Origin of the sequence: Dryocola sharpae, from assembly GCF_051307055.1 — a bacterium.
Classification (GTDB): domain Bacteria; phylum Pseudomonadota; class Gammaproteobacteria; order Enterobacterales; family Enterobacteriaceae; genus Dryocola.
The window spans coordinates 2,247,538-2,264,726 of sequence record NZ_CP149994.1 but is presented as its reverse complement, the minus strand read 5'-3'; the positions used below and the strand labels follow the sequence as shown (position 1 = coordinate 2,264,726).

The following is a 17,189-nucleotide window of genomic DNA, read 5'->3' as shown; positions in this document are numbered from 1 at the left end:
TAAAAGGTGCCCCCTCGAAATAAAGACACAGGAGAAGGGCGTGAATAACACGTCAACTGCGGCCGGGACACAAAGCCCGGAGGCCGCGCCGGACAATGAACAGGCGCTAAAACGGGGGTTGCAAAACCGCCACATTCAACTCATCGCCCTGGGCGGCGCGATTGGCACCGGTTTGTTTCTGGGAATCGGTCCGGCGATTCAGATGGCGGGGCCCGCGGTATTGCTGGGCTACGGCATCGCCGGGGTTATCGCCTTTCTGATTATGCGCCAGCTTGGCGAGATGGTGGTGGAGGAGCCGGTATCCGGTTCATTCGCCCACTTTGCCTATAAATACTGGGGGCCGTTCGCCGGTTTTCTGTCGGGCTGGAATTACTGGGTGATGTTTGTGCTGGTGGGCATGGCGGAACTTACCGCCGCCGGTATTTATATGCAGTACTGGTTTCCGGATATTCCCGGCTGGAGCTGGGTGGCGCTGTTCTTCGTCATTATTAACGCCGTGAATCTTGTCAATGTGCGCCTCTACGGTGAAATGGAATTCTGGTTTGCGCTGGTTAAAGTGCTGGCGATCGTCGGGATGATTGGCTTTGGCGTCTGGCTGCTGGTTTCTGGCAGCGGCGGCGAGCGCGCCGCTATTGATAACCTCTGGCAGCACGGCGGCTTTCTGGCCACCGGCTGGCACGGGCTTATTTTATCGCTGGCGGTGATCATGTTCTCCTTTGGCGGCCTTGAGCTTATTGGTATCACCGCGGCAGAGGCCAGCTCGCCGCGGACAACGATCCCCAAAGCCATCAACCAGGTTGTGTACCGCATTCTGCTGTTCTATATCGGCTCGCTGATTGTCCTGCTGTCGCTCTATCCCTGGCTGGATATCAACGCCAGCAGCAGCCCCTTTGTGATGATTTTCCACGAGCTGAACAGCAACGTTGTCGCCTCGGCGCTTAACTTCGTTATTCTGGTTGCTTCTCTGTCGGTCTATAACAGCGGCGTCTATTCCAACAGCCGCATGCTGTTTGGACTTTCCCGGCAGCGCAACGCTCCCGCTTTCCTTGCCAGAGTCAACCGCGGCGGAGTGCCGGTCAATTCTCTGATCCTGTCAGGGGCGATCACCTCCCTGGTGGTGGTGCTCAACTATTTATTGCCGCATGAAGCCTTCGGCCTGCTGATGGCGCTGGTAGTGGCAACCCTGCTGCTGAACTGGATCATGATTTCGCTGGCGCACCTGAAATTTCGCGCGGCCATGCGGCGTGAGGCGCGCGACACCCAATTTAAAGCGCTGCTCTATCCGTTTGCCAACTATCTGTGCATCGCCTTTATGCTGATGATTCTGGCGCTCATGTGCAGCATTGACGACATGCGCCTTTCGGCAATGCTATTACCCGTGTGGATTGCCTTCCTGTTTTGCGCATTCAAATTACTGCGCCGCAAAACGATATAGTATTTTCATCGCCATCGCTTCCCGCGCTTATTGTGGGCGGGAAGTGAAATAAAACCGCAATAAAATATTTTTTTAAAGCAGGTTAACTAAATATATTGCCGTTAACGCTTAATTTCTTATTACAGTTATTTTACAAAAAATCTTTGAGCTTGTGACAATTTCACAACCGCTTCTTTGCTAAATAAATAACGCTTTTCAATCGGCTGGAATTAGAAGAATATATCGCCGTGCGCGGCCACGGCTGGCCTGGCTAAAACAATCAATCTTTTTATTTGCCGCTTATTATGGCTTTATTTCCTTCTTTTACCATACGGGATCCTTATGAGAGTAAATAACCCGGTCTCCGGGTATGAGCAGCTCCTTGAAGAGGGAGAGGCTTTAATGTCGACCACCGATACAGACAGCCATATTACCTATGCTAACTCCGCTTTTATTAACGCATCGGGATTTACCGAACAAGAGTTAATTGGCAAACCGCATAATCTTATCCGCCATCCGGATATGCCTGCTGAAGCCTTTGCCGATATGTGGTCTACCTTACGTCAGGGCGACAGCTGGACGGGGATGGTAAAAAATCGTTGTAAAAATGGCGATCATTACTGGGTGCGCGCGAACGCCACGCCCGTGTATCACGACGGCAAACTAACGGGCTATATCTCCGTGCGTACCGTGCCGGGCAGAGAAGAGGTGCAGGCCTGCGAGGAACTGTACAAAGCGGTGCGGGAAAAGCGCGCCGGGCATCTGCGCTTTTATAAAGGTCTGGTTCTGCGCCGCGGCTGGAAGAGCGTTCTTTCGATATTCCAGAAGCTTTCGCTGGCAAAGCGGCTGGCCGGGGCAATGCTGATCCCAACCTTAACTATGATTGCGCTGCCGTTTTCAGGCCTGGGCCCGGTTGCGCAGGCTTCGATAGCGGTTGGGTTGTTTATTTGCCTGAATGCGCTGTTGCAGCAGCAGGTAGCGAAGCCGATGAAAACCATCGTGCGTCAGATGCAGAAGATTGTCTCCGGCCAGAAAGCGGATCTGCTGCATTTGAATCGGGTGGATGATATCGGCCTGATGATGCGCCTGGTAAACCAGTCGGGCCTCAACCTGCGGTCGCTGGTGGATGACGTTAGCACGCAGGTCAGCGGCATCAGCGAGATTAGCCAACGGCTGACCACCAGCAGCAAAGCCATGAGCGAGCGCACCGATGAAACCTACGCGCACCTGCAGCAAACTGCGGCCGCCATCGAAAAGATCGCCGGCGCGGTTGAGCAGACCGCCGTTACGTCAGCAAGAACCACGCAAATGGCCGTGCAGACGAGCGCCAGGGCGGTTGAAGGCGAGGAGATGATGAGAAAAACGCTGATCATGATGGAAGCTATGGCGCAGGCGAGTCAGCATATCGTCGAGATAATCAGCGTTATCGATCGGATTGCCTTCCAGACCAATATCCTGGCGCTTAACGCGGCGGTTGAAGCGGCGCGAGCGGGCGTTTCGGGACGAGGCTTTGCGGTAGTGGCGGCGGAAGTTCGCAGCCTGGCGCAGCATTCCGCATCGGCGGCGAAGGAGATAAAAGATCTCATCGACAATAACGTGGCGAGCGTCGGCACGGGCGTTGGCATGGTAAAAAAAGCCGAGAAGCATATCAGCGAGATGGCGGTGGAAATCGTGCGTATGACCGCGCTTATTCGCGAGATCGGCGATGCAACCCGTGAGCAGACCAGCGCGCTGGCGCTTATTAACGGCTCCGTTGAGCGTATCGGCACCATGACGCAAAACAATGCCGATATGGTCGTCAATGCCGGAACGGTGGTGGATAACCTCAATCAACGTTCAATACGGCTAAGCAGCGCTATTAACGTCTACGGCAGTTAACTGGCTCTACCGGACGTAACGCGTTGTTATGTCCGGCAGCTAATCCGGCCGGATTTACGCTATCATGCCGCCCTGAAATTTTATTATTAAGGGGCAGAGGAAATGAGCGTCAGTCGGAAAGGGATGTGGTATGTGCTGTTTGCGGCGGTATTATGGGGCAGTTCGGGCGTCTGCGCGCAGTACATCATGGAACAAAGCCATATTTCTTCTGCATCGCTCACCATGCTGCGCCTGCTGTTTTCCGGCTTAATCCTGCTGATCCTTTCTTTTATGCATGGCGATAACATCTTTGGGGTATTTAAACAGCGTCAGGACGTCATCTCGCTGCTGGCATTCACGTTATTCGGCGCGTTAACCGTGCAGCTCACCTTTCTGCTTACCATTGAAAAATCTAACGCGGCCACGGCGACGATTTTGCAGTTTCTTTCGCCCACGATCATTGTTGTCTGGTTTGCCCTGATGAGGAAAAAACGTTCCGGGAGACTGGTTTTTGCCGCCGTGGCTACCTCGCTGGCGGGCACCTTTTTGCTGGTAACGCATGGCGATCCCACCTCTGTCACCCTTTCGACGGGCGCGCTGTGCTGGGGGATTGCTTCAGCCTTTGCCGCCGCCTTTTACACTACCTATCCGTCGACGTTAATTGCCCGCTACGGCACGCTGCCGATCGTCGGCTGGAGCATGCTGCTGGGCGGCGCGATGTTAGTGCCCTTTTATACAAGCCAGGTCGGCAGTTTTAGCGCCAGCGGCGGGACGCTATTCGCCTTTTTCTATCTTGTAGTGGTGGGAACGGCAATGACCTTTAGCCTCTATCTGACCGGCGCGCAGATGATTGGCGGGCCTAAAGCCAGTATTCTGAGCTGTGCGGAACCGCTGAGCAGCGCCCTGTTATCGCTTTTGCTGCTGGGCATCACCTTTACCCTGCCGGACTGGCTCGGTACGCTGCTTATTCTCTCTTCGGTGATCCTGATTTCATTCGATTCGCGTGGGCAACTTCACGCAAACTGATTTACAGGGTGGTCAGCGCCACCCTGTAAGCAAAGGCTTATGCTTCTGCTTCGATCGGCGGCAGCGGCCAGCCGCCCAGGCGCTTCCAGCGGTTGACGATTTCACAGAACAGCAGGGCGGTTTGCCCGGTATCGTACAGCGCGGAATGCGCCTGGCTGCTGTCAAAAGGAATGCCCGCTGCAATACAGGCTTTCGCCAGCACGGTCTGACCTAATGCCAGGCCGCTAAGCGCCGCCGTATCGAAGGTCACAAAGGGATGGAACGGATTGCGTTTTAACGATGTGCGCTCGGCGGCGGCCATCATAAAGCTGTGATCGAACGTGGCGTTGTGCGCCACCATAATCGCCCGGTTACATCCGCTCTCTTTAATGCCTTTGCGCACCATTTTAAAAATGGCGTGCAGAGCTTCGTACTCGCTGACGGCGCCACGCAATGGGTTGTGCGGGTCAATACCGTTGAAGGCCAGCGCTTCCGGTTCGAGCACCGCGCCTGCAAAAGGTTCGATATGGAACTGCAGCGTTTCATCAGGCGTTAACCAGCCGTCAGCATCCATCTTTAGCGTGATGGCGGCAACTTCCAGTAACGCGTCGGTTTTAGCGTTAAAACCAGCGGTTTCAACGTCGATGACTACCGGATAAAAACCGCGAAAACGGTCGCACAGGCCAGGCAATTGCGTGTTGTCAGACATCAGAATCTCTTAATACGGGGAAAATGCAGCGCGCATTATGGCAAATTTCAGGAAGGGAAGCTAACGGGCGCAAAGCACGCCCGCTACAGACATTTTCATGGTCTGGCTTAGTTGCCCAGCCCTTTGCCCGCGTCTTTGCTTTCGATCAGCTCGATTTTGTAACCGTCCGGATCTTCAACGAAAGCAATAACGGTGCTGCCGCCTTTTACCGGACCGGCTTCGCGGGTTACGTTGCCGCCGTTATTGCGAATGCGTTCGCAGGCTTCGGCTGCGTTATCCACGCCCAGGGCGATATGTCCATAGGCATTGCCCAGCTCGTAGCTGTCGACACCCCAGTTGTAAGTCAGCTCAATAACCGCTTCTTCAGTTTCCGGACCGTAGCCGACGAACGCCAGGGAGTATTTGTATTCGGGGTTTTCACTGGTACGCAGCAGGGTCATGCCCAGTACGTTAGTGTAAAATTCGATGGAGCGTTGCAGATCGCCAACACGCAGCATGGTGTGAAGTAAGCGCATAAAATCCTCTTGGAATTAAACCTTTAACGGCAGGAAGTGTTGTCAGAATGAGGGATAAGTATAGCGGCGATTGCGCGCCGCTATCAATGGAGGGAGCTATAAAGTTGGGTAGTCGGTGTACCCTTCCGCGCCGCCGCCGTAGAATGATTCAGGACGCTGCGGGTTAAGTTCGGCGCTGCGATGCAGGCGTTCAACCAGATCCGGGTTCGCGATGTAGTCACGGCCAAAGGCTACCGCGTCGATTAACCCTTTGACGATCAAATCTTCCGCTTTTTCAGGCGTATATGCGCCAGCTCCGATGATTACGCCGCTGAAACGCTCGCGCACTTTCTGGCGGAACGCTTCGCTATAAGGTTCGCCGCCGGCCCAGTCAGGCTCGGACATGTGCAGATACGCGATGCCGCGCTTGCTTAACTCCTCAATCAGGTAAAGCGCGTCGGCTTCTTCATCAGGACCGTTATCGACGTTCTGGAAAGTGCCGACCGGCGAGACGCGGATCCCGATGCGATCGGCGCTCCATTCTTTGCTGACGGCATCCACCACTTCCAGCACCAGACGGGCGCGGTTTTCGCGGCTGCCGCCATACTGGTCGGTACGGTGGTTAGAAGAGGGAGAAAGAAACTGGTGTAGCAGGTAGCCGTGCGCGGAGTGCAGCTCAACAAGGTCAAAACCGGCGTCGCGGGCGTTGCCCACGGCCTGACGGAAATCGTTCACGATGCCCGGGATCTCTTCCAGCTCCAGCGCGCGGGGCATAGAAGTATCGACGCGGATCGCGTTGCCATTTTCGTCACGCAGCGAGGTGCGGGTGCCGGCAGAAATCGCGGATGGCGCTACAGGCGCCTGGCCATCCGGCTGAATGCTGGCGTGGGAGATACGGCCGGTGTGCCAGAGCTGCACGGCGATGCGCCCGTTTTCAGCATGTACGCCCGCGGTGATTTTTTTCCAGGCTTCGATTTGTTCAGGGCTGTGCAGACCCGGTGCGCCTTCATAGCCTTTGGCCTGGGCGGAAATCTGGGTCGCTTCGCTGATGATAAGTCCGGCGCTTGCGCGCTGGCGGTAGTATTCACCCATCAATGGCGTAGGGATATCCCCCGGCACGATGCTGCGCAGGCGCGTCAGCGGAGCCATAAAGACACGATTTGGCGTGGTAATGGCGCCCACTTTAAGCGGCGTAAATAATTTATCTGCTGACATGGCGTATCCTTGAGTAGACCGGTCGTCTAGTAAGAGGTTAAATAAAAAGCCAGGCCGTTGTTAAAGCCCGGCGCTGTTAAACATTAGTTTTTTCGCGCCATCAGGAAAGAGGCTGCGCGATTAAACGGTTTACGTAGATAAGCGCGCTTTCCAGCGGCGCGGCGCTACGAGATATCTTCGCCTGCAGGCTGGCGCCCAGCCACAGGGCATAAATGGTTTGCGCAAGGCTCAGCGTGTCGCCGTCAATAAGCAGGCTTTTTTCCGCCTGGCCTTTTTCCAGCGCGGCTGCCAGCTGACTGATTATCTGCGCCGCGCCTTTATCCAGCGCGCCACGCATATCTTCGGAGAGATCGCAGACCTCCGCCGACAGCTTTACCGTCAGGCAGCTAATCAGACGGCTGTGCTGGCAGAAATACGTCAGCGCTTCCTGATACCAGTTCAACAGCTTTTCACGATAGTTGCCGCAGCCCTGACAGAAATGCTGCTGCAGCCGCTGGTTATAGCTTTCGTAATAGCGCTCCAGCATCACCACGCCAAAGGCCTCTTTCGAGCGGAAGTAGTGATAGAAGGAGCCTTTCGGCACTTCGGCGGTGCGCAACAGTTCGCTTAATCCCATGCCGGTAAAGCCGCGCTGCAGGCAAAGCCGCTCGCCGGTGGCAAGGAGATGTTCGCGAGTATCATGGGCAGGGTTTCTGTTCATGGCGATCACTGTAATAGACCAGTCGGTCTGGCGCAAGGCGCAGGCGAAAGATTTCCATCGTTCGCCTGTTCATCATGGTTTGCGGCAGCCGGTAAGGATATCCATATGCGGCTGATATACCGAGCTTTTAATATCCATCATCCCCAGCAGGGTGGAGAAAATATTATCCTGGGATACGGCGTTGCTGGCGGCTTTCTTCGCCAGGCAGCCCGGTTCGATGGTGTAATTTTGCTGATAATCCTTCGACAACCAGAACAGGAAAGGAATATGCGTCTGCTGGGTTGGCGCCAGCATATAAGGCGTGCCGTGCAGATAAATGCCGCTTTCGCCGAGCGACTCGCCGTGATCCGAAAGATAAACCAGGGCGGTATTGAATTTATCCGCATGCGTTTTCAGCATATCGATGGTGCGGCTAACCACATCGTCGGTATACAGGAGCGTATTGTCATAGGTATTGATCAGCGACTGGCGGTCGCAATCCTGGATCTGGTTGCTGTCGCAGGTGGGCGTAAAATGCCGGAATTTGTCCGGGTAACGTTGATAATAGGCAGGGCCATGGCTGCCCATCAGGTGCAGTACAATCACCGAATCCTGCTGCACGCCGTCCAGCACGTTATCCAGACGGTACAGCAACGCATCATCAATGCAGGATTTGTTCTTGCACAGGCTCGTCAGCTGCCACTGCGTCATATCGGTATGCGGAATGCGGCTGCATGCGCCTTTACAGCCGCCGTCGTTATCGCGCCACAGAAGGTTTATCCCGGCATGCGCCATCACGTCCAGCAGCCCTTCCTGATGGTGAGCGAGATCGGCGTCGTACTGTTTCCTGGGCATTCCTGAGAACATGCAGGGCACAGAGACGGCGGTTTCAGTGCCGCAGGAGGAGGCGTTCGGGAAGTAAATCACGCCTTGTTTTTTCATTTCAGGATTCGTTTCGCGAGCGTAACCGCCAAGGGAATAGTTTTCCGCGCGGGAGGCTTCTCCTACCACCAGCACCACGAGCGTTTTCTTTTGCTGCCGGCTGATGAGCGGGCCTTTTCGGGCATCTTCGCCAAGGCGAATCAGCGTCTGATTACCCGCAAACCAGCGTTCCTTGCTGTAACGGCTAATGGCGCTGATATAGTTGGCTGGCGTCACCATTTTCACCACGCCTTTGTTGTTGCGAAACAGCGAGGCGTAATCCTTATAAAAGACAGAGGCAACCAGAATAATCACCAGCAGCCCGGCCAGAACGCCTACCAGACGCGTCAGAAACAGATGCCACCAGCGCGCCGGTTTAATTTTTATCGTCGCCAGAACAAGCGCGGGTATTATACCGGCCAGGGATAACCACATCAGCATCTGCGGCGTAATGAGCGCCGTGGCTTCCTGCGAGTCCGTTTCAAATACGTTCGCCATCATGCTCTTGTCGATGACGGCGCCATAGGTATACATAAAATAGTTGCTTGCCGCGCAGCCCAGGACAAGCAGCACCAGCATGGGTTTGCGCAGCCACGGGATGTTGATCGCGCTGAAGATAGTCAACCAGGCGCAGAAAAGCACGACGGGCACGGAGGTTGCAAACAACCAGCTGTGCAAAGAGTGGGGAGCGATAATTTGCCAGCTGCGATGAATAAACAGCGCGTTGATAAGCGTGAAGAAAAATGCGCAGCATAGGTTAAAACCCGTATCGTTACACTGTAACTTTTTAATGATTGCCATAGCCGTTATTAATGTTTCGGGAAATTGCGCACAGCTTAAGGCACGAAGATTAGGGGAACCTTAACCCGGCAGGCGGCGCAAAGATTTCTGCGCGCGCACAGCGCTGCAATTATCTTTCCTGGCGGCTTGCAAGCCTGCGATTGTCGGGCTTCAATTGTAGGATGGTCGTTAACGGGGGATGTGAGTGCCAGAGCAGCTTGAGTTTTTTCCTGTCCAGAGCCCTTGTCGTGGGATCTGCCAGTCGGATGAGCGCGGTTATTGCCGCGGCTGTATGCGCAGCCGGGACGAAAGATTTAACTGGCAGAAAATGAGCGATGCACAAAAACAGGACGTGTTACGTCTTTGTCGCCAGCGCTTTTTGCGCAAGTTACGAGCAAACAGCCACGACGAGCCCGAAGAACCGCAGCAACCCTCACTTTTTTAATCGCTTAACCTCGTTATACTCCTCGCAGAATTTATTCATCATTGAGGTCATGCTTTTATGGTACAGCGCATTACGATTTCCCCGCAGGGTCCGGAATTTTCACGTCTGGTGATGGGATACTGGCGTTTAATGGAGTGGAATATGTCGCCACGCCAGCTCGCCAGCTTTATTGAAGAGCATGTTGGCCTTGGGATCACCACCGCCGATCACGCAGATATTTATGGCGGTTACCAGTGCGAAGCGGCTTTCGGCGACGCGATGCGCCTGGTGCCGCATTTGCGCCAGAAAATGGAGATCGTGACGAAATGCGGTATTGCCACCACGGCGAACCCGGATCACGCCCTGGGCCACTACATTACCGATCGCAGCCACATCATTACCAGCGCTGAATCCTCGCTGCAAAAACTGGCGACGGATTATCTGGACCTGCTGTTAATCCATCGCCCGGACCCGCTGATGGACGCTGACGAAGTGGCCGAAGCCTTCACCGCGCTGCACCAGAGCGGAAAAGTGCGTCACTTTGGCGTCTCCAACTTTACGCCTGCGCAGTTTGCGCTGTTGCAGTCGCGCCTGCCGTTTACGCTGGCAACAAACCAGGTCGAGATTTCGCCCGTGCACCAGCCTGCGATTCTGGACGGTACCCTGGATCAGTGCCAGCAGCTGCGCATTCGCCCGATGGCCTGGTCCTGCCTGGGCGGCGGCAGCCTGTTTAACGATGAAGCTTTCCAGCCGCTGCGTGACGAACTGCAGGCCGTGGCGGAGGAAATCGGCGCGCAAACTATCGAACAGGTGGTGTACGCGTGGGTGATGCGTCTGCCATCGCAGCCGCTGCCGATTATCGGCTCCGGCAAAATTGAACGCGTGCGTTCAGCTGTTCACGCCCTTTCTCTGGATATGAGCCGTCAGCAGTGGTTCCGCATCCGTAAAGCGGCGCTGGGCTACGACGTGCCTTGATCCTGAAGAACGCTCGCCTCCCGGTGAAAACTGCGCTTGTGGCCTATGCTTAACAGACGAAAAGATAGCCCGGGAGGTAATATGAAGCGTTTTAGTCTGGCTCTGTTAACAATGCTCACCTGCGCCGCGGCGCAGGCGGCAAGCGAAAAAGTAGAAATGAACCTCGTCACGCCGCAGGGTACTGGCGACTCCGTTGGCGAGGTCACCATCAACGAAACTGACAAAGGCCTGGAATTCGTTCCCGACCTGCGTACGCTCCCGCCAGGTGAACACGGCTTTCATGTTCACGCCAACGGCAGCTGTGAGCCGGCATTAAAAGAGGGCAAACCTTCTGCCGCAGAAGCGGCTGGCGGGCACCTCGATCCACAACATACCGGTAAACATCTGGGGCCGGAAGGCGCAGGGCACATTGGGGATTTACCCGTTTTAGTGGTGAATAACGACGGTAAAGCCACAGATCCCGTCACGGCGCCGCGTCTGAAAAAGCTTGATGAGGTGAAGGGCAAAGCGCTGATGATCCACGTTGGCGGCGATAATATGTCCGATCACCCCAAACCGCTCGGCGGCGGGGGGGTGCGCTACGCATGTGGCGTGATCAAATAAATTAGCCGCCGCCCGTCAGCGTACCGGCAGGCGGCGCCTGCTCCAGTTGCGATAGCGAGCAGTAAAGTCGCCAGACGATCCCGGCCAGATCGCGTGCCGCCGGGTGATGATGATGGGACAGGCTGTCGCATATTCTTTGTAATTCACGCAGTGCTTCGCCAAGCGGGCGCTGCTGCACGCCTCGCTCGCTCATTACGTCCCGTAGCGTATGGATGCAAACATCCCGCACGTTTGAGAGCGGGTCCGAACGCGATTGCCAGCTGCGTAGCTGCCACACCACGTGCGAACAGTTCAGCAGCACCACGCCCCAGCGTAACAGCCATCTCCGCGCCGCCTCATCCTTACTGTTGCTCAGCTGGCTAATGTGATGGTAAACCAGCGATTCAAACTGATTTTCGTTGCGCAGCGGCCTGCTGCTTAGCTGGTCGACAAAACCGCGCCGAAGCGAGCGAATATGACGGCGGCTTTTGCGCGTGTCGGAGCTTGGGCGCAGAACGGAAAAGGCGACCCACGATAAAGCCACGCCGATGACTTTCGCGAGGTTATCGTTCAGAAACGCTGCAAAGTCATAAACTGGCGGATTGGTGACGGCAATAAACGAGCCCATAAACACAATCAGCTGTCCCCACAGTCCGGCAAGCTTCGGCTGCTGTAGCTTCATCAGCTGCATGGTAGCGAGTAAAGGAAATAAGAAGAGCAGGAACTGCCACAGATCCGTAATCTGCACCATCAGGCCGAATTTGACCAGCAGGCTGAACATCGACAGCCAAAGCAGAGTGCGCATCAGCAGCGTCAGAGAGCCAAGCGGCGAGGCCACCGAGGAGTAAAGCACGCAGCTGATGGCCGCCAGCGAAAGGGCGCCGCCTGCCGATTCCCACTGGGTGCTGACGCCCCATGCGCCGGTTACCGTAATCACGCAGAAGGTGCGCAATGCGCTCCACGCGGCTTCGGCGTTATCGGTATGGCGGGCCAGAGAGGGCGTTTTGGGCGGCGCGATCGCGGAAACAGGCGTGGCGTTTTCCAGCTCCCGCAGCCAGCGGCTGCTGTCGAGGTACAGCCAGCAGAAATAGCGCAGGCGGTGCCAGAAAGCCTGGTGACGGTAATCGTTCCGATCGGTTGGCGCAAGCCGCTGCAGAAGGCGCGCAATATCATATTTGTGCGCATCAGGGCGTGCCAGCGCTTTCAGCAGCGTTTCAAGCAGCGGCCAGAGTTGTTCCGGCGGATCGGGCCAGTTTAACAACATACGGCGCAGGCCCGAAATAACGCTGGTCAGACGCAGCTGCTGATGAAGAAGGTAATTGAGCAAATTATTCTGGCGGCGGAAGCGGTAGTGGCTCCAGAATGCCTGAATGCGCAGCAGATTCATCGTCAGAATCTGGCTGATTACCCCTTCATGGGCGGTGCGAATCGCATCCGTGGTTTCCGGCTTCCACAGCAGGCTGGCATGCTCCAGCAGCCGGACGTGCATATTTTTCAGCGCTGTCAGCAGCGCGGTGCCATCGGAGGTGCTGGGCAGCACCATCATCATAAAGCCGCCGCACAGTATCCCGACCACCACTTCGCAAACGCGCGCCTGGGCGATAGCCCACAGCTCGGTGGATTCCACGGTATTGATCATGGGAAAGGCGATGATGGCTGCGGTATAGCCCGCCAGCATAAAGGCGTAGGCGGCGTTATTCTGGAAATGGCTGGAAAGCCAGGTGCACAGCGCAAGCCAGGCCGCCATTGCCAGGATGAACAGCCAGGGATCGTTTAACGTGTTGCCGGCGATAATAAGCGCCGCCGTTGCACCAGTAAAGCTGCCCGCAATGCGCCCCAGGCTTTTGCTGACAACGCCGCCGACGGTCGGGAAACTGACCACGGCAGCGGAGGTCATTGCCCAGTAGGGCTCATCTAAATTCAGGCCGTAGGCGATAGTTAACGCCAGGCACATCGCAATAGCGTTCCGCAGCGCATAGCGCCACTGTCCGCCGGTTGCCTTTCCCCACGGCGTATTGCGCCATTCAAGCCAGCTAAGTTTCATGGCCCGCTCAGTGTGAAATAGTTACGGTGCAGGTGGTGCCGGAAACCAGCGTCACGCCCGATGGAACAGCATCAAGCTTGATACGTACCGGTACGCGCTGGGCCAGACGCACCCAGGGCACGTTAGGCTTTATATCCGGCACGAGGTCGCTTTCGCTCTCGATGCTCTGGTCGTATATGGCGCGGCCGATGCTTTCCACTTTTCCGGACAGCGGCTGATGCCCGCTATAAAGAATAATATTTGCCGGGTTGCCGGGCTGAATATGCCGTAGCTTAGTCTCTTCGAAATAGCCGACCACGTAGAAAGAGTGGCTGTCCACAAGGGCAAATACGGGCTGGCCTGTTGTGGCGTAGTCGCCGGTACGGGTTGACAGGTTAGTTATCCAGCCGTCCACCGGCGCTTTAACCGTAGCCTGGCTAATTTGCCACTGCGCCTGCTCAAGCGTTGCCTGCGCGGCTTTTACCGCTGCCTGCGCCGCCTTGACGTTGATATCCGCGGTATCCATATCCTCCGCGGAAATATAGTTGTGCGGCAGATTATGGCGACGACCGGCTTCGTTGCTGGCCTTTGAAAGCTCTGACTGCGCCTGAGCGAGCTGGGCCCGGGCGTTCAGCTCGGCAATATGGTACGGCGTGGCGTCAATGGTGAACAGAACGGTGCCCGCGTTGACGAACTGGTTGTCGACCACGTTGAGCCTGGTAATGGTCCCGGAAACCTGCGGCGTGATGCTGACCTGCTCGGCGCGGACCTTGCCGTCTCGCGTCCAGGGAGATTGCATGTAATAATTCCACAGTAGCCAGCCAACAACCAGCGCCACGGCGAACACCAGCAGGGTAGAAAAATACTTTAAGCTTTTAAAATTCATCTTGTTACCATGTAACCAGAAAGAAGAGAGCTGCGCTCACCGAGAGGGCAAAAAGCGAGAGATCCATCAGCGTGGGATGCCATATCTCGCCCGAATAGATCCAGTCGCGTAAAAGGCGATGTAAAACGAGCCAGATAAAAAAGCCCAGCATTACCGCTTTAAACAGAGGGGGAAAGTAAATGGATGCGCCTACTATCAAATCCTGGACGCCCTGGCCTGATGCGCTAAATGTGAAGCTCACGTCGGATAATCCTTTAAACTGCGGGGATGATTGTCGCTTCCCCTGATTTCGATAGATGAAAGTGTAGCTGGTGGCATAACATCAGCAAAAGTAAGGGATTTGTTTTTAGAAATAATGCCTGCACAATAGTCTAAAATCAGTATAATAAGTTAGCAAGCTAATTATAAGGAGATGAAATTGGAAACGCCATTAGGATCAGATCTGGCCCGCCTGGTACGTATCTGGCGTGCTCTGATTGACCATCGCCTGAAACCTCTGGGATTGACGCAGACACACTGGGTAACGCTGCATAATATTCATCAGCTGCCGCCCGAACAGTCACAGATTCAGTTGGCCAAAGCGATTGGCATCGAGCAACCTTCACTGGTCAGAACGCTCGATCAGCTTGAAGAGAAGGGGTTAATATCCCGGCAGACCTGCGCAAACGACCGCCGGGCAAAACGGATCGGGCTTACCGAACGCGCCACGCCGATCATTACCGAGATGGAAAACGTGATCGATAAAACGCGTGGGGAAATTTTATCCGGCATCAGCGCGGAGGAGCTCAGCCTGTTAGTTAACCTTATCAGCCGCCTTGAGCAGAATATTATCGATCTCCAGACGCGCGACTAAGCCAAATAAAAAAGGCCTGCTTATCCAGCAGGCCTTTTTATAAAAACGTGCTTAACGTGGGGAAACGGTCAACTGGTTACCGCTGCCGGCAATCGCTACGCGCTGGCCCGCTGAGAATCGGCTGCTGCCCTGTTTCTGCACCACCATGATGCTGTTACCGTCATCCTTACGGATTTCAAGCTCAACGCCCTGGCTTTTGTTTACCGCACCCTGCACGCCCTGGCCTGCAACGCCGCCCGCAACGGCACCCGCCGCTGTTGCCAGTGAACGGCCTGTACCGCCGCCTACGGTATTACCCAGGAAGCCGCCCAACACCGCACCACCGATGGCGCCAATCACGTTGGAGTCATCGCCTCCCTGAATCTGCACCGGACGAACGTTGACTACGGTGCCGTAAGTTACGCTCTGTACCTGTTTTGCATCAGAAGCTTTATAGACATCGCCAGAAAGTGAACTGTCGTTGACACAACCCACCAGCGATAAGCCAACCAGCGAAACAATCAATACGCGTGAAATCATTTATGAATCTCCTGTTCATCCGGAAACGCCCAAGCGAGCATCCTTCATGGGTAAATTATATGGTATTTAGGTGCGAAGTTTCAGTTTAGTTCAGCATGAGACCGCTAAAAATGTAAATGCGCGGCGCTCAACCGGGAGTAAACGGCGCGCTTATCAGGCTTGATAAGAAAATAAATCATGCTAAACGTCGCGGCAACGATCAAAAATTTTAATAAATCATCGTATTGAGTGCTAGTTTATGGTGGAGTATTTCCTCTAATCGGCACGCTTTACAGGAGTAACAGATGAAATCTGGTCGTTATATCGGCGTGATGTCGGGTACCAGTCTTGATGGCATAGATGTGGTTTTAGCGGCCATTGATGAACATCTGGTCGTTCAGCTTGCCAGCTACACTCATCCCATTCCTCTGGATATTAAAAACGCCGTTCTGGCTATCAGCCAGGGGCAGCAGCTGACGCTCTCGCAGTTCGGCCAGCTTGATAATCGACTTGGCAAACTCTTTGCGCAGGCCGTACAAAACCTTATGACGCAACAAAGCCTGACGCATGCCGATGTGACAGCCATCGGCTGCCACGGGCAGACCGTCTGGCATGAGCCGCAGGGCGAGGCGGCACACAGCCTGCAAATTGGCGATAACAATCAGATAGTCGCGCTAACGGGCGTCACCGTGGTAGGAGATTTTCGCCGCCGGGATATGGCGCTCGGCGGGCAGGGCGCGCCGCTGGTTCCCGCTTTCCACCATGCGCTGCTCGCGCATCCTACAGAACGCCGCATGGTGCTGAATATCGGCGGCATTGCGAATCTTTCGCTCTTGATCCCCGATCGTGCGGTGAGGGGTTATGACACCGGCCCCGGCAACATGCTGATCGATGCCTGGATTTGGCGCCAGAAAGGCAAGCCGTATGACAAAGAGGGCCAGTGGGCCAGCAGCGGTAAAGTCATTCTGCCGCTGCTCCAGCAAATGCTGAGCGATCCCTATTTTGCCGCCCCCGCGCCAAAAAGTACCGGGCGCGAATATTTCAACTTTGGCTGGCTTGAACGCCAGCTTGCCGCCTTTCCGGGGCTTGCCAGCGAAGATGTCCAGGCGACCCTTACCGAACTCACCGCCGTTACGATAGCCGAACAGGTATTGTTAAGCGGCGGTTGTGAGCGGCTGATGGTGTGCGGCGGCGGAAGCCGTAACCCGCTGTTGATGGCGCGTCTGGCGGCGTTATTACCCGGTACAGAAGTCGGCACCACCGACGAGGCGGGCATCAGCGGCGACGATATGGAAGCGCTGGCGTTTGCGTGGCTTGCCTGCCGCACCATGTCGGGTTTGCCGGGTAATTTGCCGTCCGTAACGGGCGCGTCTGAGGCGAGCGTGCTGGGCGCGATTTTTCCCGCCAACCCCCTGCATAATCAGAGTTAACTGAAATTATCTTTATCTCATAGTCTCTACACTGAAGACGAAAAGGGAGGGCCCGCCCCTCCCGGGGATAAGAAGATCTTCAGGATACGCAGATGAAAAAATTACTTGTTGCCGCAATTCCGATGCTGCTTGCCGGCTGTAGCTACTACCACTCCTTCGTTGAACGGATGCAAACCGATACGCTGCAATACCAGTGCGACGAAAAGCCGCTTACCGTACAGCTTAATAACAAAAAGCAGATGGTTAACTTTGTCTACGACAACCGCTACCTCTCTCTGACGCAGGGGCTGTCAGCCTCTGGCGCGCGTTACACCGATGGCGTTTACGTCTTCTGGTCCAAAGGCGACAGCGCTACCGTTTACCGCAAAGATAGCGTTGTGCTTAATAATTGCCAGTTACAAAATCCTCAGCGTTGAGATTTAGCAAGGTGGAGCGCACAATAGT

Annotated in this window: 18 protein-coding genes; 9 read left to right on the top strand and 9 right to left on the bottom strand. The window is 55.3% G+C overall.

The features are described from left to right. The first annotated feature begins 40 nt into the window (after positions 1-40). From pheP to WLO31_RS10925, 3 genes are all read left to right on the top strand, one after another. A complete protein-coding gene (pheP, locus tag WLO31_RS10935; RefSeq protein WP_435926633.1) occupies positions 41-1,435 on the top strand; it encodes a phenylalanine transporter in 1,395 nt (464 codons plus the stop codon). Positions 1,436-1,756: 321 nt separating this feature from the next. Continuing rightward, positions 1,757-3,292 (top strand): methyl-accepting chemotaxis protein, encoded by a 1,536-nt coding sequence (locus tag WLO31_RS10930; protein ID WP_435926632.1) that lies wholly within the window; start codon positions 1,757-1,759, stop codon positions 3,290-3,292. A 102-nt stretch (positions 3,293-3,394) separates the two neighbouring features. After that, positions 3,395-4,297 carry an EamA family transporter gene (locus tag WLO31_RS10925; protein WP_435926630.1) on the top strand — a complete coding sequence of 301 codons (903 nt, stop codon included), beginning with the start codon at positions 3,395-3,397 and terminating at the stop codon, positions 4,295-4,297. Between the two features lie 37 nt (positions 4,298-4,334). On the opposite strand, the gene rnt is transcribed toward WLO31_RS10925, so the two are convergent. The 5 genes from rnt to eptA all read right to left on the bottom strand — a co-directional run bounded on the left by rnt (position 4,335) and on the right by eptA (position 9,095). Then, on the bottom strand, positions 4,335-4,985 hold the full coding sequence (gene rnt / locus WLO31_RS10920) for a ribonuclease T (RefSeq protein WP_435926629.1): 651 nt from the start codon (positions 4,983-4,985) through the stop codon (positions 4,335-4,337). 107 nt (positions 4,986-5,092) lie between these two features. Next, positions 5,093-5,500, bottom strand: a complete 408-nt coding sequence (gene gloA, locus WLO31_RS10915; RefSeq protein WP_435926628.1) for a lactoylglutathione lyase — start codon at positions 5,498-5,500, stop codon at positions 5,093-5,095. A 96-nt stretch (positions 5,501-5,596) separates the two neighbouring features. Then, complete coding sequence (locus WLO31_RS10910; RefSeq protein ID WP_435926627.1) at positions 5,597-6,694, bottom strand: alkene reductase; 1,098 nt, start codon at positions 6,692-6,694, stop codon at positions 5,597-5,599. A gap of 100 nt (positions 6,695-6,794) precedes the next feature. Next, a complete protein-coding gene (locus WLO31_RS10905) occupies positions 6,795-7,394 on the bottom strand; it encodes a TetR/AcrR family transcriptional regulator (protein WP_435926626.1) in 600 nt (199 codons plus the stop codon). A gap of 72 nt (positions 7,395-7,466) precedes the next feature. After that, positions 7,467-9,095 (bottom strand): phosphoethanolamine transferase EptA, encoded by a 1,629-nt coding sequence (gene eptA / locus WLO31_RS10900; protein WP_435926625.1) that lies wholly within the window; start codon positions 9,093-9,095, stop codon positions 7,467-7,469. Positions 9,096-9,279: 184 nt separating this feature from the next. Between eptA and WLO31_RS10895 the strand changes: the two genes are divergently transcribed. From WLO31_RS10895 to sodC, 3 genes are all read left to right on the top strand, one after another. Further along, entirely contained in the window at positions 9,280-9,519 is a 240-nt protein-coding gene (locus tag WLO31_RS10895; RefSeq protein WP_435926624.1) for a DUF1289 domain-containing protein, read from the top strand. A 57-nt stretch (positions 9,520-9,576) separates the two neighbouring features. After that, positions 9,577-10,473 carry an aldo/keto reductase gene (locus WLO31_RS10890; protein WP_435926623.1) on the top strand — a complete coding sequence of 299 codons (897 nt, stop codon included), beginning with the start codon at positions 9,577-9,579 and terminating at the stop codon, positions 10,471-10,473. Positions 10,474-10,554: 81 nt separating this feature from the next. Beyond that, the gene (sodC, locus tag WLO31_RS10885) at positions 10,555-11,076 is read left to right on the top strand and encodes a superoxide dismutase [Cu-Zn] SodC (protein ID WP_435926622.1); all 522 of its coding nucleotides are present in this window, start codon (positions 10,555-10,557) and stop codon (positions 11,074-11,076) included. 1 nt (position 11,077) lies between these two features. Here the strand turns inward: sodC and WLO31_RS10880 are convergent, their stop codons facing one another. From WLO31_RS10880 to WLO31_RS10870, 3 genes are read right to left on the bottom strand one after another with little or no spacing between them, the layout of a single operon-like run. Beyond that, on the bottom strand, positions 11,078-13,099 hold the full coding sequence (locus tag WLO31_RS10880) for an FUSC family protein (RefSeq protein WP_435926621.1): 2,022 nt from the start codon (positions 13,097-13,099) through the stop codon (positions 11,078-11,080). A 7-nt stretch (positions 13,100-13,106) separates the two neighbouring features. Continuing rightward, on the bottom strand, positions 13,107-13,964 hold the full coding sequence (locus WLO31_RS10875; RefSeq protein ID WP_435926620.1) for an efflux RND transporter periplasmic adaptor subunit: 858 nt from the start codon (positions 13,962-13,964) through the stop codon (positions 13,107-13,109). Between the two features lie 4 nt (positions 13,965-13,968). After that, positions 13,969-14,205 (bottom strand): DUF1656 domain-containing protein, encoded by a 237-nt coding sequence (locus WLO31_RS10870; RefSeq protein ID WP_435926619.1) that lies wholly within the window; start codon positions 14,203-14,205, stop codon positions 13,969-13,971. 171 nt (positions 14,206-14,376) lie between these two features. Between WLO31_RS10870 and slyA the strand changes: the two genes are divergently transcribed. After that, entirely contained in the window at positions 14,377-14,817 is a 441-nt protein-coding gene (slyA, locus tag WLO31_RS10865) for a transcriptional regulator SlyA (protein WP_435926618.1), read from the top strand. A 51-nt stretch (positions 14,818-14,868) separates the two neighbouring features. On the opposite strand, the gene slyB is transcribed toward slyA, so the two are convergent. Next, the gene (slyB, locus tag WLO31_RS10860; protein ID WP_435926617.1) at positions 14,869-15,336 is read right to left on the bottom strand and encodes an outer membrane lipoprotein SlyB; all 468 of its coding nucleotides are present in this window, start codon (positions 15,334-15,336) and stop codon (positions 14,869-14,871) included. Positions 15,337-15,620: 284 nt separating this feature from the next. On the opposite strand from slyB, the gene anmK reads away from it, so the two are divergent. Continuing rightward, on the top strand, positions 15,621-16,745 hold the full coding sequence (gene anmK / locus WLO31_RS10855; protein WP_435926616.1) for an anhydro-N-acetylmuramic acid kinase: 1,125 nt from the start codon (positions 15,621-15,623) through the stop codon (positions 16,743-16,745). 92 nt (positions 16,746-16,837) lie between these two features. Next, entirely contained in the window at positions 16,838-17,161 is a 324-nt protein-coding gene (gene mliC, locus WLO31_RS10850) for a C-type lysozyme inhibitor (protein WP_435926615.1), read from the top strand. Positions 17,162-17,189 lie beyond the last annotated feature (28 nt).

Coding starts and splice junctions, on each gene's coding strand:
- sodC (WP_435926622.1), top strand. CDS start 10,555: ATGAAGCGTTTTAGTCTGGCTCTGTTAACAATGCTCACCTGCGCCGCG.
- WLO31_RS10905 (WP_435926626.1), bottom strand. CDS start 7,394: ATGAACAGAAACCCTGCCCATGATACTCGCGAACATCTCCTTGCCACC.
- slyA (WP_435926618.1), top strand. CDS start 14,377: ATGAAATTGGAAACGCCATTAGGATCAGATCTGGCCCGCCTGGTACGT.
- WLO31_RS10930 (WP_435926632.1), top strand. CDS start 1,757: ATGAGAGTAAATAACCCGGTCTCCGGGTATGAGCAGCTCCTTGAAGAG.
- slyB (WP_435926617.1), bottom strand. CDS start 15,336: ATGATTTCACGCGTATTGATTGTTTCGCTGGTTGGCTTATCGCTGGTG.
- WLO31_RS10910 (WP_435926627.1), bottom strand. CDS start 6,694: ATGTCAGCAGATAAATTATTTACGCCGCTTAAAGTGGGCGCCATTACC.
- WLO31_RS10875 (WP_435926620.1), bottom strand. CDS start 13,964: ATGAATTTTAAAAGCTTAAAGTATTTTTCTACCCTGCTGGTGTTCGCC.
- rnt (WP_435926629.1), bottom strand. CDS start 4,985: ATGTCTGACAACACGCAATTGCCTGGCCTGTGCGACCGTTTTCGCGGT.
- mliC (WP_435926615.1), top strand. CDS start 16,838: ATGAAAAAATTACTTGTTGCCGCAATTCCGATGCTGCTTGCCGGCTGT.
- WLO31_RS10925 (WP_435926630.1), top strand. CDS start 3,395: ATGAGCGTCAGTCGGAAAGGGATGTGGTATGTGCTGTTTGCGGCGGTA.
- WLO31_RS10890 (WP_435926623.1), top strand. CDS start 9,577: ATGGTACAGCGCATTACGATTTCCCCGCAGGGTCCGGAATTTTCACGT.
- WLO31_RS10880 (WP_435926621.1), bottom strand. CDS start 13,099: ATGAAACTTAGCTGGCTTGAATGGCGCAATACGCCGTGGGGAAAGGCA.
- gloA (WP_435926628.1), bottom strand. CDS start 5,500: ATGCGCTTACTTCACACCATGCTGCGTGTTGGCGATCTGCAACGCTCC.
- eptA (WP_435926625.1), bottom strand. CDS start 9,095: ATGGCAATCATTAAAAAGTTACAGTGTAACGATACGGGTTTTAACCTA.
- anmK (WP_435926616.1), top strand. CDS start 15,621: ATGAAATCTGGTCGTTATATCGGCGTGATGTCGGGTACCAGTCTTGAT.